Source organism: Paenibacillus sp. 276b (assembly GCF_900107875.1).
Lineage (GTDB): Bacteria > Bacillota > Bacilli > Paenibacillales > Paenibacillaceae > Paenibacillus > Paenibacillus marchantiae.
Map to the genome: position 1 here is coordinate 1,063,584 of NZ_FNRR01000001.1, position 24,224 is coordinate 1,087,807.

A 24,224-nucleotide genomic window follows, 5' to 3' on the forward strand; every position below is an offset into this window, starting at 1 on the left:
GCTCTTTTATTTGCTTTTATTTAAAGATCATCCACGGTATACATTTGTTGTGGTTTTTACATATTCAAGGATTTTACAATTTTAATATTATGATTTTTTAGTTTAACTGACCTCTTACATTGGGTTGATATACTAGCCTGAGCTTTTATATGGGAGAGGGGTTAGACAACTTGAAAGACATCAATCAACGCTGGGTAGCGACGATCCTTGTGGCAGTAATGGTTATCCAATCATTCTGGACATTTGCAGGAATCGGACATGCTGCAGCATCAGAAAACCTTAACACCAGCAATTTAGCGAAAAACGTGGTGATCAGCCATTTTTATGGAGGCAAAAAAGACGACGTACTCGACGTGTACGGCAACGACTTTGTAGAACTATATAATCCGACAGCAGAACCTGTTTCGCTGAACGACTGGTCTATACAATTTGCTGATAACCAAAAGAATAACTGGAAAGTAGCTCAGCTAGGGACAATGACTGCCCAGATTCCGGCATTTGGTTATTATCTGATTGCGCTTGGCAGCAATGGTAATGTCGGGGAGCAGCTTCCACAGCCGGATGCGACTGAAGCTTCATTTAAACTAGATAACAACAATGGAAAGCTGGTTTTGTTGAATACTACACAACTGTTGACGGCCAATGATCCGATGGCTGACGCTTTACAGCAACATGTGGTTGATTTTGTTGGATATAATGCAGATGCTTATTGGGGAAGTCCGGCTCCACAAGCTGGCAAACAAAACACCATGCAACGATTGGTGTTCGATCCGCTAAATCCGGAGAAATCCACTAAAGAAGCTGCGTTTCCGAATCGCGGAAACAACTGGGACACTCGGAATAACGGAAATGACTTTGAGAAGGTCAAAGGGGCGAAGGCTCGCAATTCAAGCACAACTTCCGCCTATGTCATTCTGGAAAGTAATCAAAGGTTAGAAATGCAATCGGCTTCGAGCGTAGATCCTGTACATAACAAGATTGTGTTGAATGCATTTGGAGGCTTGGTTAAGCAGGGACCATGGTCATCCGACGACTTCAGTGTGCTCGGCCTCCCGGCAGGATTCACTGCTGAAGCCAATGCGAACGGAGATCAGATCGAAGTGACCATAACTGGAGACGATACCGGGAATGTGGTTTCAGACAGCCTTCTGACATTTGAGATTCATCCTGGTGCGTGGGATCAAGTACACAGACCAACCTCATCCTTAACGGTGTATCAAGGAAGCAACACCGTAACTTTGGCTCAATTCACACCATCCAATAAGATTGTAGCAACATTGGACTCCTCATCGTCCAACATTCGTATGAACAGCGCGAAGGACTTAAATACCACGATCCAACTTAATCTTAGCGCCGGCGTTCCCGTGGATGGGGTATTGGACTCGAATGCTTACAGTGTGACGGGCCTTCCTGAGGGAGACTGGAGTATCCAGGCTGAGGGCCGAAGCAGTGATCGTACAATTACGCTATCCATTTCGGGTACATCCACTTCTGCTGTCATGAACTCCGTCATGTTGAATGTGACGTTAATGGCTGAGGCTGTGCAGGATCCGGACTGCCTGGCTTCGGAAGTGATCAGCGTCCCCCTGCTTCGGTACAGTCAACCACTTCTTGCTGATGAGAATCGCAAACATGTCGTTGAAAACAGCATCATAGCGGACAATACAGGTTTTAATGACCCTGCCACCAAAGAATATAAATATGGAAGTGACGCCATGGGAGCGAATGAATATACATTCCTGCGTGGTACACATTCCTTATTCAAGGCTGATCTGGCAGCGGGTCTTATTCCTTCACCGAATTCGGTCATTCCAGGCTGGAATGAGAAGGACATCCTTACGTACACGCAAGGCGATGCCCATATTCAGAATGTGGGAACTTTTAACGACAGTACTAATCAAATGGTGTTCAGCTTGAACGATGTGGATTCTTCCGGCATCGGCAGCTTTTATGATGATCTGATTCGCTTTGTTACTAGTATTTATGTAGTCAAATACGAAAAAGACAGCTCTGCGATTACCAATCTGCAGGACGCCGATTTCCGGGACGTATCTCGTACTTTTCTAGATACCTATAAGGATACTCTGATAAAGATTAATAGCGAGATAAGCCCCAAAAACACTAAGTTGACCAAAAGCAATGTAACTCCATATACGAAAGAGGTCATGGACAAAGTCTCCAAAGTGTCTTACGAGGAAGCATTGCAAAAGTTGCTCGGGAAGCGGGCACTAGATGGAAAATTAAACATTGCCGGCAACTCCGATAAGTTTGAAGCCGCTACAGATGCGGAGAAATCTTCCCTGCAAGACGCTTGGGAAGCATACAAATTGCAAGTCAGAAGCAATTTCCTCAATCTGAGCGATGATGAATTCGATGCCTATTTCAAGCTAAAGGATATTGTACGCCGTATTCATCAGGGAATTGGCAGCATTGGGGTTGAACGCTACAATGTGTTAATCGAAGGAGCAAGTGAGGCCAATACGGATGATATTCTGCTCGACGTGAAAGAGCAGACCCGGGACGCCAATTTATCGAAAGATGCTTATCTTAAAACTTCAGTTGATCCCGATTCTTATCTGGGTGTACTCGAAGCAATGAATCGCTCGTATCTGATCAAGGAAGTCTCACCTTTTAAAGGGGATTACACGGATAAGCCGTTTAAGAACAAGCAAGAGCTGGAGCAGTATTTGGTCGATGCAGCCAAGGCTTACGCTTATGCAAGCTCGCGCTTGGACAAGGTATCCGATGAGTTGAACTACCGTTTTGAGGAACGTTTTGTAACAAATATCGTACCCATCTGGGATGATTTGCAGAACTTTATTCTTAATGCAGCGGAGGATTACTCCCACCAGGTCGCAGCTGATTTTGCGCTTGTGAAGGAAGATATGCGAACCGGGAAGCTGATTGACGTTTCCACATTGGATGATTTATCTGTTGATCAAGGCGCTTTGACTCCAGCATTCAATCCTGCAATCACGGCGTATACTCTGAATGTTGAACAAGCAACAGACTCCATCAGTATTACGGCGAAGGCTACGGATAGCCAAGCTACTTTGTCTGCTAAAGGTGAACCCTATGCAAACGGAATAAATCAATCTTTCGGGTTGTCTGTTGGAAAAAATGTAATTCCAATTACGGTGCAAGCACGTAATGGATCAAGCAAGACTTACAGTATAACTGTCGTCAGAGCCGGAGATTCCACCTCGGTTCCACCAACGTCTTCGACTCCTTCAACTCCAACTGGAGGAACGAATGGTGATCAAACGGGTACCAATGCCAACAGTGGAACGATTAGTGTGAATGGTGAATCGTTGAGCTTGGGCGGGGTCAAAATCAATGTGCCAGCCGGAGCGATGGAGAGCAGCATCGTCATTTCCGTAAATAAAGTAAGCCAAACGTTGAATCTGTTTACCGATTCCACATTGAAACTGCTCGGAGATGTCTATGAGATTACTGCAAGCAAGAGCGGGAATTTCAGCAAACCGGTAACTGTCACCTTGCCATTCGACAAGAACAAGGTGGACTTTGACAAATCAATAGTGGGATTGTATTGGTTCAACGAGCAGGCCCAAAAGTGGGTTTCACTCGATAATATGAAAGTGGATCAAATGAATGGAACGGTATCGGGAACCATTAATCATTTTACCAAGTTTGCTGTTCTGGTATCCGATAAGACCGTAACGCAAGCTCCGGAAGGAACCAAGAATTTCACGGATCTCGTAGGACATTGGGCTTCCGGCAGTATTATGGATTTGGTTGAACTCGGTGTGATCCAGGGTTATCCGGATAACAGTTTCAGACCGGATAAAAAAATTACCAGAGCCGAATTTGTTACTCTTATCATTAAGGCTTTACATCTGCAAGGCTTTGCTGACAAAGGATTTGCGGATACTACGACGCATTGGGCGCAAGACGCAATTTCCACTGCGGCAGGTCTGGGCATTGTGAATGGATATAGTGATGACACCTTTGGTCCAGATGAATTGGTGACCCGTGAGCAAATGGCGACAATGGTCGTTCGTGCAGCGCAGATCGCTGATTCAGACAGTAATATCAGCTTCTCCGACGGTGCTGAAATATCCGGTTGGGCACGTTCAGCACTTGCTGCCGCCATTACCAATGGGCTTGTTAACGGTTATCCAGACGGAACATTGAAGCCAAAAGGGAATACAACTCGCGCAGAAGCCGCTGCACTCATCGAAAGAACTATTCAATTGACAAAACAATTCACATTATAAATCCAAGATTTTAAAAAGGCTGCTCTCCAGCAAGTTTAACTTGCTGGGAAGCAGCCTTTCTGTATTGTTTGTATGTTTTTGTATTGCTTATATCTTTTTGTACCTGGTTCATTCGTTTTGTTACAATGATATCCCATTTTCGATAATGACGCGATTGAGCTTGGTATTCACCGGATTGGAAATCGTATCACCCACAGGACATTTACTTTCTAGAAATTGTACAAATGATTCAACTTTTTCTTCAGATGAGCTGGTTTTGATATAAAACGTGTATCGGATATCGGAATAACCGGGGCGTACATCAGATCGGTTAAAAAATCCGTCAAGATCCAGTTCACCTTCAACTTCAACTCTGAAATCATCAAGGACGACATCGAATTTGGAGGCATAGACCCGGGCCACAATGGATTGACATGCGCCAAGGGAGGCAAGTAAAGCTTCTACAGGATTCATTCCTGTATCCGTACCACCGAGGTTTGTTGGCTCATCGATGATCAGTTCGAATTGTCTTGCTTTGGTGATTACTTTAACCCCATCTTGTAGGTGTGCAGTAGCTTTGAAAGTCTGAACATTAGCCATCCGATACCTCTCCTTTATAAAACATTGTATGTAACTTGGTTTAGTATGGATTATAGTTCCATGAATCACAAGTTGTCAATATAAGGATGGGAATAGAATTAGATATTCACTCTTTAAATTAAAAAATGGATAGCCTAATGCTATCCATTTCTCTAACATTTCAACTTCTCAGCCGGTGTACTTATTCACTCATAACATGATCATATTTTTCCTTCAAACGTTTGATATCTGCTCTCGGCGGCGCGCCGAACATGCGGGAGTACTCCCGGCTGAATTGCGACGCACTCTCGTAACCAACCCGGAATGCTACATCCGCAGCATCAGCTGACTCAGCCATAAGGAGACGACGTGCTTCCTGAAGCCTCAGCTGCTTCTGAAACTGAAGTGGGCTCATGGCGGTAATTTCTTTGAAATGTCGATGGAACGAGGACACACTCATATTGGCTGTCTCCGCAAGATCTTCGATTCGAAAAGGCTGCTCCCAATGTCGAACAATATGCTCAATGGCTTCCCGAATCCGGTAGCTACTGCTGCCTTCCACTGCAATCTGGGCCAGTTCAGCTCCATAAGGTCCCTGCAAAAGCCGGTACAGGATCTCCCGCGTATAGAGTGGGGCAAGGAACGGGATTTCTCCTGGTGTATCCAGCAGCCGAACCAATCGAAGTACAGCATCTTGAATGGAGGGCTCCATCTGTCCAACAAATAGGGCGCGTCTGGCGTTTTCTTTAGACGTGACCTTAATATTACATTCATTCAGTACTTCAAGAATCTGGTTCTGTGTAAACTCAAGCTTCAGACTCAGGTAAGGCATATCAGTGGATGCTTTTATAATCTGACCAATCACTGGAAGGTTCATGGAAGCAATCAGATAATTGGATGGTCCGTATTCGAATCTTTCCTGTGCCAGCAAGATTTCTTTCAAGCCTTGAACGATCACACAAAAGGAAGGCTTGTAAACCCTGTAAGCAGGCTCGCTTATGCTGGAATGCTGATAGACATACAGGGAAGGGATTACCGTTTCCTTAGAGCTGTTATGAATGGAATGGCGCTTGATTAGTTCGGTGAGTTCCTGTTTCTGCTGCACTGCGTTATCGGACATACATATCCTCCTTGCAAGTTGTTCTTGCTTCATTATAAGACTTAACGACCTTAGACAAAAGTGGGCCTGAGAGGATCAGGCAATCAATTAAGACAAATGATATACCGCTTCGCTCCTTCAGTTCGGCATAATAATATTAGGCTCGCAGAATCAAGCAAGGGGACGCAAAAAGGCAATCAGCCAGCAAACCTGTAGTACTTCTACGAAAACAGAAAATTTATCCTGAACAAAAGGAGGTATGGGAATGAGTCATGTATTAGTTTTGGGTGCCAACGGTCAAATCGCCCGCGAAGCGATAGACTTGTTTCTCAAGGAAACCGATGTCAGGCTAACACTCTATTTGCGGAAATCCAGCAGGCTTGGAAATATCGATTCGAATCGTGCGCGTGTGATCGACGGTGACGTGATGGATCAACTCAAATTGAAAGACGCCATGAATGACGTGGACGTTGTCTATGTCAATCTTGCAGGTGATCTGGAACAGTACGCCAGAACCATCGTGGAAACGATGAAATCTGCAGGAGTGAAACGACTAATTTTTATCAGTTCTATGGGGATCTACGATGAAGTGCCTGGACAGAAGTACAGCAGCATATTGGACCCTTATCGTAAAGCAGCTTCCATTGTTGAAGCTTCAGATCTAGATTATACAATCTTACGACCAGCGTGGTTTACCAGATCAAACGAGATTGATTATGAAATAACCCAGAAAGGCGAGCCATTCAAAGGCAGCGAAGTATCCTGTAAAAGCGTGGCTGCTTTGGTGGTTAAGTTGGCAGAGTCACCAGAACTGGAAATACGACGCAGTCTTGGTGTGAGTAAACCCCATTAATTCAGTGTACTCCTAAATGGAGATAATAAATTTATGTGCGTTAGTTCACATTCACATCATTTGAATGAAGAAAGGAAGTTTTATGATGCAAAAACGAACACTGGGAAATAGCGGATTGGAAGTTTCGGCAATTGGGCTTGGTTGTATGGGAATGAGTTACGGGTATGGTCCAGCTTCGGACAAAACGGAGATGATTGCGGTCATACGGGAAGCTGTTGAACACGGTGTAACTTTCTTTGATACCGCCGAAGTCTATGGTCCATATATCAATGAAGAACTCGTTGGCGAAGCACTTTCCCCTGTACGTGATCAGGTTGTCATAGCGACAAAGTTCGGATTTGACATTCAAGGTGGCAAACAGAGCGGGATGAATAGCCGTCCTGAGCAGATCAGGAAAGTTGCTGAAGAGTCTCTTAAACGACTTAAGATCGAGGAAATTGATTTGTTTTACCAGCACCGTGTTGATCCGGATGTGCCGATTGAAGAGGTTGCCGGAGCCGTGCAGGATCTGATTCGAGAAGGTAAAGTGAAGCATTGGGGGTTATCGGAAGCAGGCGTGAACACGATTCGACGTGCGCATACCGTTCAGCCAGTCGCTGCTGTTCAGAGCGAATATTCCTTATGGTGGAGAAGTCCGGAAGAAGAACTGATTCCAGCGCTTGAGGAGCTCGGTATTGGGTTTGTCCCTTTTAGTCCTTTGGGTAAAGGATATCTCACGGGAAGTTTTAATGCAAAAACAACGTTTGATCAGGGGGATTTGCGTAATATTCTGCCACGCTTCACGCCCGAGGCGCTCGAGGCCAATCAAGTGCTGGTTGATCTGTTGAAAGAGAAGGCGGAGAAGATGCAAGCTACCCCTGCGCAAATCGCACTTGCTTGGTTGCTGGCCCAAAAACCATGGATTGTACCCATCCCGGGAACGCGCAAGTCAAGTCGTCTCAAAGAAAATATGGGTGCGGCGGACATTGAACTTACACCCGAAGATGTACAGAGCATTAATGAAGCAGCTTCAAAAATCACCCTGATGGGTTCTAGATATACGGAAGAATTGGAGAGAAGAACGGGTCTTTGATCCATTTTAGTATGCCAGAAAGATGGGTGGGAAGGTTGAGTAAACGCTTATCGAACCAAGTGAAACAAATTGTAATCGAGAGATTGGAGTCCCAGATCAAATGGGAAGAAAATCCGATTTTCAAAGAATTGTATCTCAGTTATTGGATAAAATTAACTTCATAAAGGAGTGTTTTAACATGGAATATGTAAAATTGGGTCGTACCGGACTGGACGTTTCGAGATTATGTCTTGGTTGCATGAGCTATGGAGTTCCTGAACGCGGAATCGCTCCATGGTCGTTGAATGAGGAAGAGAGTCGTCCTTTTATACAAAAAGCGCTGGACTTGGGTATTAACTTCTTTGATACAGCCAACGTCTATTCGGATGGTACAAGCGAAGAAATCGTGGGTCGTGCGTTGAAGGATTTTGCTCGTCGTGATGAGGTTGTTATTGCAACAAAGGTTTACTTCCGCATGAAGCCGGGGCCAAATGGTGCAGGTTTGTCGAGAAAAGCCATTATGAATGAGATTGATAACAGCTTGAAGCGCCTAGGCACCGATTATGTGGATCTGTATCAGATCCATCGATGGGACAGCAGTACTCCAATAGAAGAAACGATGGAGGCCCTTCATGATGTTGTTAAGGCGGGGAAAGTCCGTTATATAGGAGCTTCTTCAATGTATGCCTGGCAGTTTATGAAGGCTCAGCATACGGCGGAACGCAACGGCTGGACCCCATTTGTCTCCATGCAGAATCTATTGAATCTGATGTATCGGGAAGAAGAGCGGGAAATGCTGCCTCTCTGTCGTGAAGAGGGAGTGGGTGTAATTCCATGGAGTCCTCTTGCCAAAGGGCGTCTTACTCGGGATTGGGATGAGAAAACAGCCCGTTCATCGAACGACGAAGCAGGAGACCGACTTGCTGCGGGAATGGTTGATGCCGATCGTAAAATAGTGGAGACTGTCGCTGATATTGCGAACAAACGAGGTGTTTCCAGAGCAACCGTTGCACTGGCATGGTTATTGCAAAAAGAAGGTGTCACCGCACCAATTGTGGGTGCAACGAAAGAACATCATCTGGAGGATGCCGTAGCAGCCTTGTCCGTAAAGCTAGATGCGCAGGAGATTGCAAGCTTGGAGGAATACTACGTACCACACAAAATATATGGCATGTAAGTTCCCTCTAGCCCAGTAGCGAAAAAGGGTTGCCAATCAAAAAGAATTGTGTATAATTGGAGTCACATCAAAATACTCAAATGTTTTCTAGGGTTCCGCGACAGTTATGTCGGTCTGGTCCGAGAGAAAACTCACAACCTATTGGTTGTGTCACGGAGGGACAAAAGCCTGGGAGATGAACTGCTTAATGCAGTTTGTTTCCCGGGCTTTTTTATTTTGGCTTCATGTAACTAATAATACACGTAGCAAAATTTGATAAGGAGTGTGACAGAAATGAACAAAACATGGTTGTCCGTCGTTATTGCAGCTTTATTTGAGGTCGGTTGGGTCATTGGATTGAAACATGCCAGTGGTTTTCTGGAGTGGGGGGCTACACTGATCGCGATTATTGTCAGTTTCACCTTGATGATTGCGGCTTCCCGCTCACTTGATGTAGGGACTGTATATGCGGTATTCGTTGGACTGGGTACAGCAGGGACTGTACTGGCAGAGATTATATTGTTTGATGCGGCGATTCAATCCGGGAAAATGCTGCTCATTGGGGTTCTTTTACTGGGCGTAATCGGTCTTAAAATGCTTAGCAAAGGAAAAACAAAGGAGGTACATGAATCATGAATTGGGTATTTCTTATTTTGGCAGGTGTCTTTGAAATGATTGGGGTTTTGATGATTAATAAATTGCACAAAGATCGTAACCTGATGTCAATCATACTGTTGGTTGCAGGTTTTGGACTAAGCTTTCTGTTCCTATCGCTTGCGATGAAGACTCTTCCGATGGGAACGGCATACGCCGTATGGACGGGAATCGGCGCTTCCGGGGGAGCTATTCTCGGCATGATATTTTATGGGGAACCTCGAAATGCGTTAAGAATTCTGTTTATTGCCATGGTGCTTGGATCAGCAGTAGGGTTGAAACTGGTAAGTTAATGGATTGATGTTTCATCGTTTGTTCAGAGCTAATGTATGTTCAACCATAATGGCATCCAGGGCTGAATTTTCAAAATATGATATACAGAAGTGCTTTTTAATGTTATCCTTATGTGTTACGTTTTGAAATGAGATATACGTCAAATGAATATTTGTTGCGTAAATTAAGGAGACCTAATGACATTTAAAGACTTGAATATTATACCCGCAATTTTGGAAGGCTTGAACAAAGCAAACTATACTGCCCCGACACCTATACAGGAACAGGCGATTCCAGCCGTATTGGCAGGCAGAGATTTGCTTGGCTGTGCGCAAACAGGTACAGGCAAGACGGCAGCATTTTCTGTGCCTATCATTCAGTTATTAAGCGAAAAGTCGAACGGGCCCAAAGCCGCACGCCATATTCGCTCATTGATTTTAACACCAACAAGAGAACTTGCGATTCAGATTTCAGATAATATTAAGGCATATAGCCGTTTTACCGATATTCGTTGTGCCGCAATCGTTGGTGGCGTTTCACAGAAAGTCCAGGAGCGTGCGCTCAATCAAGGTGCAGATATTATTATTGCAACGCCCGGTAGACTGATTGACTTGGTCAATCAAAAGCGTATTGATCTGAAACATGTGCAAATACTGGTTCTTGATGAAGCAGACCGCATGTTGGATATGGGCTTCATTCATGATGTGAAGCGAATCATTGCGAAGATGCCGAGCAAGAAACAGACCTTATTCTTCTCAGCTACAATGCCTCCTGAAATCACAAAAATGGTAAAAACACTGCTCGTTGATCCGGTAAAAGTAGAAATTACACCCGTCTCCTCCACAGTGGATCGAATTGAACAGTCTGTGTATTTATTAGAAAATGGCAAAAAACAGAGTCTGTTGAATCATATCTTGCAGGATAAATCTATTGTTTCGGCATTGGTATTCACTCGTACAAAGCGTGGAGCTGACCGTGTAACTCGCGATTTGTCCAAAGTGAATATTACGGCTCAGGCCATTCATGGTAACAAATCTCAAAATGAGCGTCAAAGAGCCTTGAATAATTTCAAAAGTGGAGTTACACGAGTACTGGTGGCGACGGATATAGCGGCAAGGGGCATTGATGTTGAAGAGCTGTCACATGTAATCAACTTCAACCTTCCTAATATTCCGGAAACGTATGTCCACCGAATTGGCCGTACAGGTAGAGCAGGGCATAGCGGAATGGCGATTTCCTTTTGTGAAAAGGAAGAGCTTCCGTTCCTGAAGGATATCGAGAAAGTAATCAAGAAGACCATTCCTGAAGTGAAAAATCATCCTTATCCGATGACAAGTGTGCCTGCTTTTGTAAAATCGAATCAAACATCGAAGTCTGCACCTCATAAATCTGCAGCCGATAAACCCGCGAAGTCAAAAGCGAATCCGGCTCGCAAACCTAAATCCGAGTGGTTTAAGAAGAGCGGTAAAGCTAATCACAGTAAGCCAAACGGTAGTAAGCCAAATAGCAGTAAACCAAACCACAATAGTACAAGTCACAGTAAACCAAAGAGCAGCAAAGTGAATAAAGCTCTCTAAAATAACGAGCAAATGCCTTCTCCATTTCGTGGAGGAGGTTTTTTTATGAACACAAAATCGATACGATATTGATAATCATTTTCAATAAGAATAGAATAATAGAGAGGAACTTAAAAAATGTCCCAAGGCCATTGTATCCAAGTAGTGACTTGAGGCAATCAGGAGGCGTAATTCATGTTCATTCAAACTCGCGTTATGGTAGTCGAAAAGGGCCATAGTCATAAACTGGTGGAACGGTTCAGTGCCCCTAGCCCTGTAGAAGAAATGCCGGGAATGATTGATTTCAGTGTAATGGTTAACAAAAAGAGTAAAGAACACGAAGAAGTGATGGTGCTGATTCGTTGGGAGTCGGAAGAAGACTGGAAGAATTGGGAGAAAAGCGATGTGCATATTAAAGGTCATAAGGAGAAAAGAGGACAGGAGAAACCCGAGTATCTGATTAGCACTACGGTAAATATGTACGAAGTACAGAAAGTGAAGACAGCTAGAGTATCGAATGCATAGTTCGAATGATGAAAAACCGATTTCATGAATTATTTCATGGAGTCGGTTTTTTTTGTTGTATGTCCATATAAGTTGCGTAGCGATCAAGGAAGCTGTCTGAGAAGATGATGCCTGTGATACAGGAAGAATAGTTGAAAATGAAATGCTTGATATTTACATGCAAACGTACATTCGGTATCATTAGATTGGGTAGGGAAAGTTGTTGTCTTCTGCGCAAAGGAGAGATACTGAATTGAAGAATAAGATTATAGAGTACTGTTTGAAGAAAAAAGGTGCAACAAAGGATTATCCCTTCGGAGCCGATCCTGTTGCTATGAAAATTGCAGGGAAAATGTTTGCGCTTATTTTTGAGGACAAGGCGGAAAACGTTCGCTTGAACTTAAAATGTGATCCGATCATTGCCGAAAACCTGAGAGAGCAGCATGAAGCCGTTCAACCGGGGTATCATATGAACAAAAAGCATTGGAATACCATTATTCTAGATGGCTCCTTGTCGGAGCAGGATATCTTTGTCATGATTGATCATTCGTACGATTTGGTTGTCAAAACGCTGTCCAAGAGTCTTTTGGAATCCATATCTTAATTAGACCACATGCAATAACAATTTAGACAGCAGGTGGTCGGCGCCAATTGCAGAAAAATCAGCTTTTTTTGAAAAGTAATAGCGGTAGTCCCAGGGTGTTAACTTCGTATCCTGAGACTACCGCTATTTTAGTTACGTGCACATTGCAAGTTATCCCAAATTCATTTTGATTAATTCTCCTAATTGCTCAGACATGACTTCGGGTGGATGGGGCATTTCGTTCTTGATCCACCACTCAACGACCCCCACATAAGACATGACCACATATTGGAGAATGATATCCTCACTTAATCCGGATTTTCTGGCCTGAGATAAGTGTACTTCCTCCTTAAAATCCTCATTAAGAAATTCAACCAAGCGGTTGCGGAATTGTCCCGCTCCCTTACTGGCCATCATCGTCGAGAAGAACAAGTAATTCTGTTCCAAATAGGTAAACCAGGGAACGATGGATTCTTTCCATTCCAAGTCGGAAACCGAATGACAAATTTCACTTAATTCTTGGATATGCCCGTCAATGAGCTTGTCCAACAGATCATACTTATCGACGTAGTGCAGATAAATGGTGCCTCTGCTAACGTCCGCTCTATCGGAAATATCCTGTAGAGTAATATCATCGAAATTTTTTTCTGACATCAATTCAATCACTGCTGCTTTGATGGCTTCTTGTGATTTTCGAATTCTTCGATCCACTTTGGTCATGTGATTCTCACCAAACTTTCTAAAGATAATAAACAAATTTATGTTTAATGTTCACTAATTAACGAAACGCGTTCAATTAACAATGGTAAGCTTTCTTATTCTGTCTATAATTATTAACAGATGTTCATTAATATATCAATATTTGTTTTTATACAAAAACAGGTCAAAACATAGATTTCATAACTAGAGTGGGGGATGAATGATGCAACGTTTATGGACAAAGTCATTTATTCTAATGACGCTGGGTTTGCTTTTTTTATTTACTGCATTTTATATGCTGTATCCCACACTGCCACTTTTCATTAAAGAGATGGGTGGCAATGAAAAACAGGTGGGCTTGGCTATGGGAGCTTTAATGTTATCTTCCGTCATCCTTCGTCCTTTTGTTGGTGGACTACTGGATCGATTCGGCAGACGTCCGTTTATGATCGGAGGGTTGATTTTATTTATATTGGCGATGTACATGTACAACTGGGTTGGTGGAATTATCATGCTGATTGGACTTCGTATCGTGCATGGAATGAGCTGGGCTGTATCCACAACTTCCATGATGACAGCTGTGACTGACATGATTCCATCGGCTCGGCGCGGGGAAGGTATGGGGTGGTTTAGCACCTCCATGACGCTGGCAATGGCGGTTGGCCCCATGATTGGTCTGGGGATTATGCAAGGCACATCATATCAGACGATGTTTCTCTTTGCTGTTGGTTTGTCCGTCGTGGCCCTGCTTTTGACGCTAGGAGCCAAAATGCCATTTCAACCACATACGGACAGAAAGAAAATCCAAATCTTCGAAAAATCAGTCCTGCCTGTGATGGCGCCAATCTTTTTTCTTTTCATTGCATATGGTGGAATTACTACATTTGTACCCTTGTTTGCGGAGCAGATCAAAGTCAATTCTGGCACATTCTTTCTGGTCTATGCCGCGACACTTGCACTATCCCGGCCCATTGCGGGAAAGCTGTCCGATAAGAAAGGAGAGACAGCAGTCATTCTCCCGGCCCTTATCATTACGATCATTGCTTTGATTGTGCTTAGCTTTGCAACCAGTTTACTTGGCGTGCTCGCTTCAGCAGTTCTGTACGGGATCGGCTTTGGTTCCGCTCAGCCAGCTCTTCAGGCCATTACGCTCCGCCTTGCCCCCGAGGATCGGAAAGGGGCAGCCAATGCTTTCTTTTCAACGGCGACTGATCTCGGTATCGGACTGGGTGCGATGGTCTTGGGTCTGGTCTCTGAATACATGAGCTATCACATATTGTTTATGGTTAGTGCCTTGTCGGTCCTGGTTTCTTTTCTGCTTTTCATGATCTACGTAAGACGGTTGTTGAAAATCAAACAGACACTGCCTGCCAAAACGAGTGATTCCGTTTCATTGTAGTTGAATGGTAGTGTGTTAAATCAAATTTGTAGTATAATTTGTGCAGTTAAGAGCAGCAATTATTTCAGGATGCGGAGGCTTACTGCATGTTCATTAGAGAGATAGAAGAAAGAGATAATCAAGAAGTAGAGTCTCTGATTCGAAGTTGTTTGATCGAATTCGGGGCCAATAAATCTGGGACAGCGTGGGCTGATCCGAATCTGGGCGATTTTTATCATCTTTATCAACGCGAGGGCTCCAGGTATTGGGTGGTTGAGCATAACTCAACCGTTGTAGCTGGCTGCGGTATCGGACCCGTGGAGGGATTTTCACATATTTGTGAGTTGCAGAAGATGTATGCCTTAAAAGAAGCACGAGGCACCGGAATCTCATATGAATTGCTTCAGATTTCCCTTGATTTTGCCAAAGAACACTATGAACAATGTTATCTTGAGACGCTTAACAATATGGTTGCGGCCAACAAGTTCTATATCAAGAACGGTTTTATTCCTTTAGAAGAACCGTTAAATGCAACGGAGCATTTTGCTTGTGATGCATGGTATATCAAAACATTATAAATTCCACAACTCATGCCAAAGAGCCTAGTTCAAGCGGCAGATTGCCGACGATGAATTAGGCTTTTTGAGCATTTTATATACCCATTTACGTTAAAGAAACGTCAAACAGAGCTGCTCTACAATGCGGTCAGGAGAGTTGCCGCGTACGTTTTTTTGAAACAGATACGAATCATTACTCATGGCAGTCAGAAGCATGTCCGTTTTGAACAAGCTGATGGCCTGCGATTCGTCGCTCTCTGTTGCCATCTCTTCGAATAATCCAAATAGCTGTTGATGCAATTGGTCATAAAGAGGACTTGAGGTTCTGGACTCTGATCCTTGATATACTGCATTCTCGATGCCCGAGAGCAGCTCCGCATTTTTCTCTCTAAACTGGATAAACAACGTCAGCAGACCCCGCAATCGCTCAGTTGGTGGATACTGTGCGTTTTCCTGCAAATATATCTCCACATCATCGAAGAACAGCGCTGCGTTATCTTTGATCAAGTCCATACATAACTCACTTTTATTGCGGTATCGGCGGTATAAGGTACCCGCTCCAATCTGCGCTTCGGAAGCGATCTGATTCATGCTGACCCGCTCCACGCCGTGCAGCTCGAATAATGTGCTAGCCACATCCAAGATACGTTGGCGATTCTCGGCAGCATCCCGTCGCTCCGAACGAGAGGTTGTATTGGTTTTATCCACTGTCTGTCACTTCCTATCCTTCAACGTCCAAAATTTGACAAGGGGAGAACCCTCCGTTTAATATCAAGAAGAGGTTAAGCGGAGAGTTCTCCTTTTAATCTTAATCAAAACGAGAGGAATGTGCAACCCATGGAGAGTCATCATAACCAAGCTGCACTTCTGGTCATGGATATGCAGAACATCATTGTATCGCAATATGCGAAGCACGAGGATGCACTGTTCCCTTTTCAGAAAGCGATAGAAGCAGCTCGCAGACATAACGTACCTGTGATTTTTGTGAAGGTTGGTCATCGCCAGGATTCCCCTCCAATCAGTGAGCGCAACAAATTGTTTGGAAAAAAGTCGAGCCGTGGTGGTGAGAACGCAGCCAATCCGGCGATGAAAATGGCAATGGACATTCATGAATCGGTACAGCCGCTTCCAGGAGAGCACATTGTGGACAAGTTCCGCGTCAGTGGATTCTCAGGAAGCAACCTGGAAAACCTTCTTCAATCCCATGGCATTAATACACTTATTCTTAGCGGTATCGCAACAAGTGGAGTAGTGCTGTCTACCTTGTGTGAGGCGGCGGATAAGGATTACGCGCTGACTGTACTTTCTGATGCTTGTCTGGATAGGGACCCTGAAGTTCATCGAGTTCTCGTAGAGAGCGTATTCCCCAAACAAGCTGATGTGCTGACAGTAGATGATTGGATAAATTCATTAATGTAAACCAATAAAATGGTCGAAGCGAAGGGATGGTAATTATGAGTGAGTTAGATCTTAATGTTTCACAAAAAGCAGCACTGAGCCTGTTTAGTGGGGAAAGTGGTGAAAATCCGTTTTCACTGATCAAGCAATTGCGTGAAACAGGTCCTGTTATTCCAGTATCCTTGCCAATGGGTGGTACAGATCGCGGGCAGTGGTTGGTCACACGAATGGAAGAAGCGTCACAGGTACTCAAAGATCATGCCCACTTCACGGTAGACCCACTCTCCATCGACGGCAATGAGAATATTCTGAAAGCCTATGTGGAAAACGTAGATCCAGATGCTCCTCCAACGTTCTTTACCGGAAAATCAATGCTCTCTGTAGATGATCCTGATCATCGGAGATTACGTCGACTGGTCTCCAAAGCCTTTACCCCCAAATATATGGAAAGTCTTCGTCCACGTGTGCAGCAGATCGCTGATGAGTTACTAGATCAGGTTCAATCCCAGGGTGAGATGGACTTGGTCAAGGACTACGCCTTTCCCTTACCGATTCATGTGATATCCGATATGCTGGGAGTACCTAAAGCAGATCGCCCGCAGATCCAGACCTGGTCCTCCGCGATTGCACACGGTCTGGGCCTCGGAGTGCGTGAACCAGGAGTGGAGGAACACCTCAAAGCCTTCGGTGACTATACCGCACAACTGGTAGCTGAGAAACGCAAACATCCTGCGGATGATTTGATCAGTCAATTGATAGCTATAGAAGAAGAGGGCGATCGACTAAGTGAACCAGAATTGCTATCCATGATTACGTTATTGATCTTTGCTGGCCATGAGACGACATCTAATCTGATTGCTACGGGTACAATGATGTTATTGGATCATCCTGAACAATTGGAGAAGCTTAAGGCTGATCTTAGTCTAGCACCTTCTGCTGTTGAAGAATTGCTGCGTTTTAACGGGCCTGCAACCATTGCTGGACCTCGTTTTGCGACTCAGGATATAGAGCTGGCAGGGCAACAGATCAAAAAGGGAGATATGGTCATCCCCGTGCTGAAATCAGCCAATCGGGATGAACTTCAATTTGAACAGCCAGAGGATCTGGATGTTACACGTCATATTAATCGTCATCTGGCTTTTGGTCATGGCATTCATTCCTGCTTGGGAGCTCCACTTGCTCGTGTGGAGGGAGATATCGCCTTTACAACATTGTTAAGACGCATGCCTAATCTGCGACTTAATATTCCTCGGGAAAACATTGAGTGGCATTTGGCGCTAAGTTCGCAGAGCCTGGCTGCCTTACCTGTCGCATTTTAGCAGCAAGAGTTAGAGCTAGCTTCTATCGGCAAGAAAAAAATATATACCCAAAAAATCCGCCATGTTTGGCGGATTTCTTGTGTTAGGCTATAAGTTTTATGACGATAGGCAACACTCCAGGAATAAAGCTGTTTGATTTTGAACTTATGCTAGATTGATCATCGCACATTAACCGGAAATTGTATGAAAAACGAAGAAGAATGATGAAGTGAAAAGCAATTTGATACAAAATAAATGATTTGTTACAATATTATCGACTGAATTAAACTTTACGTTTAAATTTCCTGTTTCATAAATACATAAGAGGTGGTGAACGAATGCTTGAGCTGAGTTTTGATAATCCGGATGAACTGGTCACGGTCACGCATGCGTTATCGACTCGATCCAGAGTGGATATTCTCCGACTATTGATCTCCCAAAACCTGAATATCGTTGAAATCGCGGAAGCTCTCAAACTTCCCGTATCCACAGTAGCCAGCAACATCAAGGTTTTGGAAGCAGCAAGGCTGATTAATACAGAACTGCTGCCTGCCTCTCGCGGGGCGATGAAGGTATGCAGCCGCAATTACGATGATATTCATATTGCTCTTAATCTGGAGAAAGCAATTCCCAAAGGCGACATTCAGGTGTACGAAGTGGATATGCCTATCGGTCATTATAGTGATTGTGAAGTGTCACCCACATGCGGCATGGCGAATGGCGAGGGCATGATTATTCGTGAGGATGAACCCGCCAGCTTTTATCATCCGAAGCATGTCGGAGCGCAGATTATGTGGTTTCGTAAGGGATATGTCGAATATTTGATGCCACTGGAGATTCCGGCAGAAGCGGTAATCGAATCGCTGGAACTGTCCATGGAAATATGTTCTGAAGCGCCAAACTATGATCATAATTGGCCTTCCGATATCTCCGTATGGATTAACGGTGTGGAAATTGGTATGTGGACATGTCCTGGTGACTTTGGAGATCGGCGCGGCAAGCTCAACCCGGCGTGGTGGTTTGAATGGTCAACACAGTATGGTTTATTAAAGACATGGCGGGTGGACAAAAATAAGACGACGCTGGATATGGAGAAAATTTCAGCAGTGGATCTGGCTCAGCTTAACCTTCAAAACAGCCACAAGTTAAGGGTGCGGATCGGTATGAAGCCGGATGCGGTTCATCAGGGAGGCGTAAATCTCTTTGGGAGACAATTTGGAGATTATGACCAAAATATCAAGATGACTGTACATTATGCTGTTCATTAGAATGAGATGAAGAAGAAAGGCCTTGGTTGCAGATATTATGTAACTAAGGTCTTTTTTTATTTGATAATTACACTAAATATGTTTGAAAGCGTTGACAAGAGATAATTACCCTTATATAATCCCCTATAGATACAGTAATAATGTAATAAAACAATTATATCGTTTGTATCTACAAATTAGAGTAAAGGGGATACTCGCATGAAAAAAAAGATCGGCAGGTTAGCACTGACATTATTGCTCTCATTCTCAACCGTGTTAAGTGCATGTAGCGGAGGCAGTAATGAGGCGGGTGAGAGTGGCACTGGTGATGGAAAAGTGACATTGTCATTCTGGACATTGTTCGATGGTGGTGATGGCGCAAACATGCAGACATTAGTCGATGAATTCAACAAAACCCATCCGGACATAGAAGTGAAGAATACCAAATTGGCCTGGGGCGAGTATTATACGAAGCTCGTTACTGCTGTTGGTAACGGTAATGGACCGGACATTGGGATTTCCCATTCCTCCAGACTGCCCGATCTGATCAATCAGGGGGTTGTCACAGAGCTTGATACTCCGGCTACGGATGCAGGTGTGGATTGGAGCACCTATAACCAGAATCTCTTGGATGCGGTTACTGTAGAAGGTCAACATTATGCAGTCCCCATTGACACACATCCCTTTATCATGTTCTACAACAAAAAACTGCTAAAAGATGCAGGCTTGCTTGGTGAAGACGGAAAACCGATTCTGGAGCAATCGGCTGACGGATTTTTGAGTTTCCTTCAAACTTTAAAAGAGAAGTTGCCTGCCAAAACGACCCCGTTTGCATTGTCCAATAATAATGATGACCCTTACCGCTTGTGGTGGTCGCTGTACTCCCAGTTGGGTGGTAACGACGTGGTGTCGGATGATCTGAAGTCCGCAGCCATTGATAAGGAGAAAGGCATCAAAGCCGCTGACTATATCCAGAAGCTTTATACCGAAGGCTATATCAAGAAGAATGATCCGGACTTCTATAAAAATTTTCAAAGTGGAACAGCCGCTATTATCATGACAGGGGTCTGGACGACAGGAACGTGGGAATCCACCAAAGGACTTGAGTTTGGTGCTATGCCAATTCCGAAATTCTACGACCAGGAAGCAACATGGGGAGATTCTCATACCATTGTTTTGCCACTGACTAAGGATGAGGATCCGGCTAAACGCAAAGCAGCGATGACTTTCGCCGACTGGGTTGCTGACAATGGTCAGGTGTGGGCGAAAGCCGGACATATTCCATCCAAGCCATCCGTGCTGGAAAAACAGGAATTCAAGGATCTGCCATACCGCAGTGATTATTCCGAAGTTGCGAGTGTAGTTAAATTCAGCAAACATTCCACCAAAAATGCACAAATCCGCGATGAAGCTGCCTTTAAATTTTTGAATGAAGTATGGATGAACAAAATGACTCCTGCGGATGCCATGAACAACATGGAGACAGCCATTCAGAAAATACTGAGCGAATAGAAGGAAGACGGGTCACGCAAGCCTGCGTAATCACTATCTCTAGACAAGAAATCGCCGGCTTGCGTGCCAATCAAAGGGGAGACGCATATGAAGATCAAAAAAATGAGAGCGGATATGCAAGCGCTGGTATTTCTGCTTCCATTCTTAATTATTTATGGTTTATTTACGATCTGGCCCATGATTAAAGGTGTGGAGATGACCTTCTACAAATGGACGTTGATCAAGAAAATGGATTTTGTTGGCCTGGATAACTTCCGAAAAGTTTTTCAGGACAGAGAGGTTTGGGAAGCGATCTGGCATTCAACCTTCTTTGTTTTCTTGAGTACACCGACCATGATTATACTCGCGATTCTGCTGGCTTTGATTGCCAACCGAAAATCGTCTTTACAAAAGTTCTACCGCATCATCTTCTTTATACCAAGCGTACTCTCCGTTGCCGTCGCAGCTTATCTGGGTTTATTCGTATTTCAGCCTTATACGGGATTCGTCAATTCCGTCCTGCATCTTGTCAGGTTATTGCCTCAAAATTCCGAAATATTCTGGCTGACGGAAACGGGGCTCGCCTGGGTCGTTATTACCGTAATTACCTTGTGGTGGACAGTCGGATTTAACTTTATTTTGTATCTTTCCGCCATGCAGGAAATACCGGATGAAATTTATGAAGCAGCAAGGCTCGATGGTGCGAGTGATACACAAATATTTTGGAGGATTACTCTTCCTTATCTGAAGCCACTGACCAAAACCATTACCATGTTGCAGATTATCGCTTCCTACAAGGTCTTTATGCAGATTTATGTCATTACAGGCGGGGGACCGCTGGATCAGACACGTCCGATTATTCAGTTAATCTATCAGACCGGATTCAAGAACAACAACCTGGGCTATGCCGCAACGATGTCCTATATTTTATTCGTGATCCTGCTGGTGCTGTCGGCGCTGCAATACTGGATGACTAACCGGAAAGGGGCGGAATACTGATGAAATGGTTATATCGCACAGGTTCTGCGTTGATGGCGGTTATGTTTGCGGCCCCACTTGTGTGGATGCTGATGGTCTCCATCAAAGAAGAAGGCATGAAGATTATTACGGTCCTGGACTGGTTTAAACCGCCATATTCACTTGCCGTCTATAACGAAATTCTGACAACGACAAAGCTGTCACAGTGGGTGGTTAACAGTCTGTTCGTCGCTGTAGTTGTAACAGTACTGACTGTGATTTTCGCTGCCATGGCTGGATTCGCTCTGTCCAAAGTACCGTTTCGTTTCCGTACATTTGTTTTTTTCTTCATTCTTGGCGGACTGCTGATTCCGGGTGAAGCAACCATTATTCCGCTCTATCAGGTAGCCAAGGATTTGCATTTGCTGAACTCATACAGTGGATTGATTATTCCTGCTTTGGCTTCACCAGTAGCTGTCATCGTGCTCAAAAGCTTCTTCGATGGGGTTCCCAATGATCTGCTGGAGAGTGTGCAAATTGACGGGGGAGGCTTTTGGCGAATCTTTACCAGCATCATGCTGCCTTTGACACGTCCGGCCATGGCATCGATGGCGATTCTGACATTTATCGGTTCGTGGAACAATTTCTTATGGCCATTCCTTTCCATAACCGATGATAATCTGTTTACGCTACCAATGGGTATCCCAACGCTAATGGGTCAGTATTCAGAAGATTACGTCAAACCAATGGTTATCAATGCAGTGGCCTCTGTTCCCATCATTATATTGTTTATCATTTTTGAGAAACAGATTGTTAAAGGCATCAGCATGTCTGGTATTAAGGGTTAACACTTTTTCAGGCCTATGAGCCAAATACAGAGGAGATCGGAGAGAACAAGATGACAACTAAATTTTATAACAAGGATTATCCAAGACCGCAATTTGTACGCAATGAGTGGTTGGATTTGAATGGAGAATGGGATTTTAGTTTTGATGATAATAAGGCGGGTGAAAGCGAGCAGTGGTACGACCAGAATCAGTTTCCGGAAGGGACGAAAATTAAGGTTCCCTTTACCTATGAGACCCAAGCGAGCGGTATCGGAATCGAGACATTTCATCCTCTGGTCTGGTACCGCAGAAGTGTTCAGATTCCCCAGGAAGCAAAAGGAAAACGGAGCATTCTGCATTTTCAGGGAGTGGATTATCGCGCAAAATGTTGGGTGAACGGAACGGTTGTTGGTGAACATGAAGGTGGGTACGCAGCGTTTTCATTCGACATTACCCCTTATATCACTTACGGATCGGAGAATAACATTGTGCTTGAAGTAGAAGACAGTCAGAGCGCGATGCAGCCTCGGGGGAAACAACGCTGGGTGGATGACAATTTTGAATGTTTTTATGTGCAAAGTACCGGGATATGGAAAAGTGTTTGGCTGGAGCATGTGAGTGAAGCAAGGGTTGAAGCAGTTAAGATGACACCGGATATCGATCGTCATATGATTCGTGTGGACTTTCAATTGAATGGAATTGAAGGCAAGAGAAACTTGCGTTTGGAGACACGGATTGAGTTAAAGGGTCAGCATGTACAAACCATCAGCCTATCTCCAGACAGACCTTGGATGACCGTGGAAGCTAGTGTTAAACATGAAGCAGGCGGTCCGTGGAAACAGTCGTTATGGTCACCGGGCTCACCGAACCTGTACGATATCGAGTTTGTGATGTACGAAGATGAGAAAGAAATCGATCGGGTTCATTCCTATTTTGGTATGCGAAAAATATCGATTGAAAATGGGCAGATTCTGCTGAACAATGCTCCGTTGTACCAAAGAATGATTCTGGATCAGGGCTATTGGACAGAGAGCCATTTGACCCCACCTTCAGTGGAAGCGCTGATTGAGGATATCGATAAAATTGCCGAGATGGGATATAACGGAATCCGTAAACATATGAAACTGGAAGATCCACGCTTTTTGTATTGGTGTGATGTAAAAGGCATGTTGGTCTGGTCTGAGATGGCAGCAACCTTCGAGTTTAATGATGAGGCAGTGAGCCGATTCACCAAAGAATGGCTTGAAATTGTACCTCAGCAATACAATCATCCCAGCATCATTACCTGGGTGCCATTTAATGAATCGTGGGGAATACCGACGATTGGTCACGAGGTAAGGCAGCAGCAATTCACGCAATCCATTTACCATCTCACCAAAGCCATTGATCCGTATCGTCCGGTCATTACCAACGACGGATGGGAGCATACGGTATCGGATATTTTGACAATCCATGATTATGTGGAGACGGGAGAAGCCTTTCTGGAACGGTATCAGGATAAGGACTTGATCGTAAATAACAAGATTGCTTCCAATCGATGGAAGTTTGCATTTGCTGAAGGTTACCACTATAAAGGACAACCCATTATCATCAGTGAATTCGGCGGTATTGCTTTTCAATCGGATAAAGGCTGGGGTTATGGCAATCAGGTGGACTCGGTTGAAGCCTTTATTGAACGTTTCCGTTCCATCACCGAAGCGATCAAAGCCATTCCCTATATCTCGGGCTATTGTTATACACAGGTCACCGATGTGCAGCAGGAGATTAATGGTCTGTTGACGGAAGACCGTAAACCGAAAGTGCCACTGGAAGTGATCCGTAAAATCAATCTGGGGTGACAGGAGAGC

General features: G+C 44.3%; 22 protein-coding genes and 1 riboswitch. Of the genes, 18 read left to right on the plus strand and 4 right to left on the minus strand.

Going from position 1 to position 24,224, the window contains the following annotated elements:
• Positions 1 to 170 precede the first annotated feature (170 nt).
• Positions 171 to 4,238 carry an S-layer homology domain-containing protein gene (locus BLV50_RS04620; protein WP_177031116.1) on the plus strand — a complete coding sequence of 1,356 codons (4,068 nt, stop codon included), beginning with the start codon at positions 171 to 173 and terminating at the stop codon, positions 4,236 to 4,238.
• Between the two features lie 120 nt (positions 4,239 to 4,358).
• On the opposite strand, the gene BLV50_RS04625 is transcribed toward BLV50_RS04620, so the two are convergent.
• Complete coding sequence (locus BLV50_RS04625) at positions 4,359 to 4,817, minus strand: OsmC family protein (protein WP_063565136.1); 459 nt, start codon at positions 4,815 to 4,817, stop codon at positions 4,359 to 4,361.
• Between the two features lie 181 nt (positions 4,818 to 4,998).
• The gene (locus BLV50_RS04630) at positions 4,999 to 5,916 is read right to left on the minus strand and encodes an AraC family transcriptional regulator (RefSeq protein ID WP_063565135.1); all 918 of its coding nucleotides are present in this window, start codon (positions 5,914 to 5,916) and stop codon (positions 4,999 to 5,001) included.
• 244 nt (positions 5,917 to 6,160) lie between these two features.
• Here BLV50_RS04630 and BLV50_RS04635 point away from each other — a divergent pair, with 244 nt between their 5' ends.
• The 8 genes from BLV50_RS04635 (at position 6,161) to BLV50_RS04670 (ending at position 12,546) form a co-directional block, all read left to right on the plus strand.
• On the plus strand, positions 6,161 to 6,748 hold the full coding sequence (locus tag BLV50_RS04635) for an NAD(P)H-binding protein (RefSeq protein ID WP_090806164.1): 588 nt from the start codon (positions 6,161 to 6,163) through the stop codon (positions 6,746 to 6,748).
• An 85-nt stretch (positions 6,749 to 6,833) separates the two neighbouring features.
• Positions 6,834 to 7,820 carry an aldo/keto reductase gene (locus BLV50_RS04640; RefSeq protein ID WP_063565133.1) on the plus strand — a complete coding sequence of 329 codons (987 nt, stop codon included), beginning with the start codon at positions 6,834 to 6,836 and terminating at the stop codon, positions 7,818 to 7,820.
• A 178-nt stretch (positions 7,821 to 7,998) separates the two neighbouring features.
• Positions 7,999 to 8,976, plus strand: coding sequence for an aldo/keto reductase (locus BLV50_RS04645; RefSeq protein WP_090806169.1), 978 nt, complete (start codon positions 7,999 to 8,001; stop codon positions 8,974 to 8,976).
• A gap of 76 nt (positions 8,977 to 9,052) precedes the next feature.
• Positions 9,053 to 9,153: riboswitch (guanidine-I (ykkC/yxkD leader) on the plus strand.
• 96 nt (positions 9,154 to 9,249) lie between these two features.
• Positions 9,250 to 9,591 carry a DMT family transporter gene (locus tag BLV50_RS04650; RefSeq protein ID WP_063565132.1) on the plus strand — a complete coding sequence of 114 codons (342 nt, stop codon included), beginning with the start codon at positions 9,250 to 9,252 and terminating at the stop codon, positions 9,589 to 9,591.
• Positions 9,588 to 9,902 carry a DMT family transporter gene (locus BLV50_RS04655; protein WP_064638568.1) on the plus strand — a complete coding sequence of 105 codons (315 nt, stop codon included), beginning with the start codon at positions 9,588 to 9,590 and terminating at the stop codon, positions 9,900 to 9,902. Before BLV50_RS04650 ends, BLV50_RS04655 begins: the two co-directional genes overlap by 4 nt.
• 177 nt (positions 9,903 to 10,079) lie before the next feature.
• Entirely contained in the window at positions 10,080 to 11,459 is a 1,380-nt protein-coding gene (locus BLV50_RS04660) for a DEAD/DEAH box helicase (protein WP_090806171.1), read from the plus strand.
• Positions 11,460 to 11,633: 174 nt separating this feature from the next.
• A complete protein-coding gene (locus BLV50_RS04665) occupies positions 11,634 to 11,963 on the plus strand; it encodes an antibiotic biosynthesis monooxygenase (protein WP_090806173.1) in 330 nt (109 codons plus the stop codon).
• Between the two features lie 232 nt (positions 11,964 to 12,195).
• On the plus strand, positions 12,196 to 12,546 hold the full coding sequence (locus BLV50_RS04670) for an MmcQ/YjbR family DNA-binding protein (protein ID WP_063565128.1): 351 nt from the start codon (positions 12,196 to 12,198) through the stop codon (positions 12,544 to 12,546).
• Between the two features lie 150 nt (positions 12,547 to 12,696).
• On the opposite strand, the gene BLV50_RS04675 is transcribed toward BLV50_RS04670, so the two are convergent.
• Entirely contained in the window at positions 12,697 to 13,245 is a 549-nt protein-coding gene (locus BLV50_RS04675) for a TetR/AcrR family transcriptional regulator (RefSeq protein ID WP_090806175.1), read from the minus strand.
• A 202-nt stretch (positions 13,246 to 13,447) separates the two neighbouring features.
• Here BLV50_RS04675 and BLV50_RS04680 point away from each other — a divergent pair, with 202 nt between their 5' ends.
• A complete protein-coding gene (locus tag BLV50_RS04680) occupies positions 13,448 to 14,623 on the plus strand; it encodes an MFS transporter (protein ID WP_063565126.1) in 1,176 nt (391 codons plus the stop codon).
• Between the two features lie 86 nt (positions 14,624 to 14,709).
• Entirely contained in the window at positions 14,710 to 15,180 is a 471-nt protein-coding gene (locus tag BLV50_RS04685) for a GNAT family N-acetyltransferase (protein WP_072732766.1), read from the plus strand.
• Between the two features lie 90 nt (positions 15,181 to 15,270).
• Here the strand turns inward: BLV50_RS04685 and BLV50_RS04690 are convergent, their stop codons facing one another.
• The gene (locus BLV50_RS04690; protein WP_064638562.1) at positions 15,271 to 15,867 is read right to left on the minus strand and encodes a TetR/AcrR family transcriptional regulator; all 597 of its coding nucleotides are present in this window, start codon (positions 15,865 to 15,867) and stop codon (positions 15,271 to 15,273) included.
• Positions 15,868 to 15,996: 129 nt separating this feature from the next.
• On the opposite strand from BLV50_RS04690, the gene BLV50_RS04695 reads away from it, so the two are divergent.
• The 7 genes from BLV50_RS04695 to BLV50_RS04725 all read left to right on the plus strand — a co-directional run bounded on the left by BLV50_RS04695 (position 15,997) and on the right by BLV50_RS04725 (position 24,215).
• Positions 15,997 to 16,578, plus strand: a complete 582-nt coding sequence (locus tag BLV50_RS04695; RefSeq protein ID WP_064638560.1) for a cysteine hydrolase family protein — start codon at positions 15,997 to 15,999, stop codon at positions 16,576 to 16,578.
• 35 nt (positions 16,579 to 16,613) lie between these two features.
• A complete protein-coding gene (locus tag BLV50_RS04700) occupies positions 16,614 to 17,876 on the plus strand; it encodes a cytochrome P450 family protein (RefSeq protein ID WP_090806176.1) in 1,263 nt (420 codons plus the stop codon).
• A 317-nt stretch (positions 17,877 to 18,193) separates the two neighbouring features.
• Positions 18,194 to 19,123: an ArsR/SmtB family transcription factor gene (locus tag BLV50_RS04705; protein WP_063565121.1), complete on the plus strand. Its 930-nt coding sequence runs from the start codon at positions 18,194 to 18,196 to the stop codon at positions 19,121 to 19,123.
• Between the two features lie 198 nt (positions 19,124 to 19,321).
• Positions 19,322 to 20,614 carry an ABC transporter substrate-binding protein gene (locus BLV50_RS04710; protein ID WP_063565120.1) on the plus strand — a complete coding sequence of 431 codons (1,293 nt, stop codon included), beginning with the start codon at positions 19,322 to 19,324 and terminating at the stop codon, positions 20,612 to 20,614.
• Between the two features lie 87 nt (positions 20,615 to 20,701).
• On the plus strand, positions 20,702 to 21,592 hold the full coding sequence (locus BLV50_RS04715; protein ID WP_076288454.1) for a carbohydrate ABC transporter permease: 891 nt from the start codon (positions 20,702 to 20,704) through the stop codon (positions 21,590 to 21,592).
• A complete protein-coding gene (locus BLV50_RS04720) occupies positions 21,592 to 22,398 on the plus strand; it encodes a carbohydrate ABC transporter permease (protein WP_062318999.1) in 807 nt (268 codons plus the stop codon). The genes BLV50_RS04715 and BLV50_RS04720 overlap by 1 nt, the downstream gene beginning before the upstream one ends.
• 50 nt (positions 22,399 to 22,448) lie before the next feature.
• Positions 22,449 to 24,215, plus strand: a complete 1,767-nt coding sequence (locus BLV50_RS04725) for a glycoside hydrolase family 2 protein (protein ID WP_090806178.1) — start codon at positions 22,449 to 22,451, stop codon at positions 24,213 to 24,215.
• The last annotated feature ends 9 nt before the right edge of the window (positions 24,216 to 24,224 follow it).

Bases quoted from the DNA above. Each gene is read 5' to 3' on its own strand.
- BLV50_RS04700 (WP_090806176.1), top strand. From the start codon at position 16,614: ATGAGTGAGTTAGATCTTAATGTTTCACAAAAAGCAGCACTGAGCCTG.
- BLV50_RS04685 (WP_072732766.1), top strand. From the start codon at position 14,710: ATGTTCATTAGAGAGATAGAAGAAAGAGATAATCAAGAAGTAGAGTCT.
- BLV50_RS04720 (WP_062318999.1), top strand. From the start codon at position 21,592: ATGAAATGGTTATATCGCACAGGTTCTGCGTTGATGGCGGTTATGTTT.
- BLV50_RS04725 (WP_090806178.1), top strand. From the start codon at position 22,449: ATGACAACTAAATTTTATAACAAGGATTATCCAAGACCGCAATTTGTA.
- BLV50_RS04705 (WP_063565121.1), top strand. From the start codon at position 18,194: ATGCTTGAGCTGAGTTTTGATAATCCGGATGAACTGGTCACGGTCACG.
- BLV50_RS04650 (WP_063565132.1), top strand. From the start codon at position 9,250: ATGAACAAAACATGGTTGTCCGTCGTTATTGCAGCTTTATTTGAGGTC.
- BLV50_RS04675 (WP_090806175.1), bottom strand. From the start codon at position 13,245: ATGACCAAAGTGGATCGAAGAATTCGAAAATCACAAGAAGCCATCAAA.
- BLV50_RS04655 (WP_064638568.1), top strand. From the start codon at position 9,588: ATGAATTGGGTATTTCTTATTTTGGCAGGTGTCTTTGAAATGATTGGG.
- BLV50_RS04635 (WP_090806164.1), top strand. From the start codon at position 6,161: ATGAGTCATGTATTAGTTTTGGGTGCCAACGGTCAAATCGCCCGCGAA.
- BLV50_RS04680 (WP_063565126.1), top strand. From the start codon at position 13,448: ATGCAACGTTTATGGACAAAGTCATTTATTCTAATGACGCTGGGTTTG.
- BLV50_RS04715 (WP_076288454.1), top strand. From the start codon at position 20,702: ATGAAGATCAAAAAAATGAGAGCGGATATGCAAGCGCTGGTATTTCTG.
- BLV50_RS04640 (WP_063565133.1), top strand. From the start codon at position 6,834: ATGCAAAAACGAACACTGGGAAATAGCGGATTGGAAGTTTCGGCAATT.
- BLV50_RS04665 (WP_090806173.1), top strand. From the start codon at position 11,634: ATGTTCATTCAAACTCGCGTTATGGTAGTCGAAAAGGGCCATAGTCAT.
- BLV50_RS04625 (WP_063565136.1), bottom strand. From the start codon at position 4,817: ATGGCTAATGTTCAGACTTTCAAAGCTACTGCACACCTACAAGATGGG.
- BLV50_RS04695 (WP_064638560.1), top strand. From the start codon at position 15,997: ATGGAGAGTCATCATAACCAAGCTGCACTTCTGGTCATGGATATGCAG.
- BLV50_RS04630 (WP_063565135.1), bottom strand. From the start codon at position 5,916: ATGTCCGATAACGCAGTGCAGCAGAAACAGGAACTCACCGAACTAATC.
- BLV50_RS04645 (WP_090806169.1), top strand. From the start codon at position 7,999: ATGGAATATGTAAAATTGGGTCGTACCGGACTGGACGTTTCGAGATTA.
- BLV50_RS04660 (WP_090806171.1), top strand. From the start codon at position 10,080: ATGACATTTAAAGACTTGAATATTATACCCGCAATTTTGGAAGGCTTG.
- BLV50_RS04710 (WP_063565120.1), top strand. From the start codon at position 19,322: ATGAAAAAAAAGATCGGCAGGTTAGCACTGACATTATTGCTCTCATTC.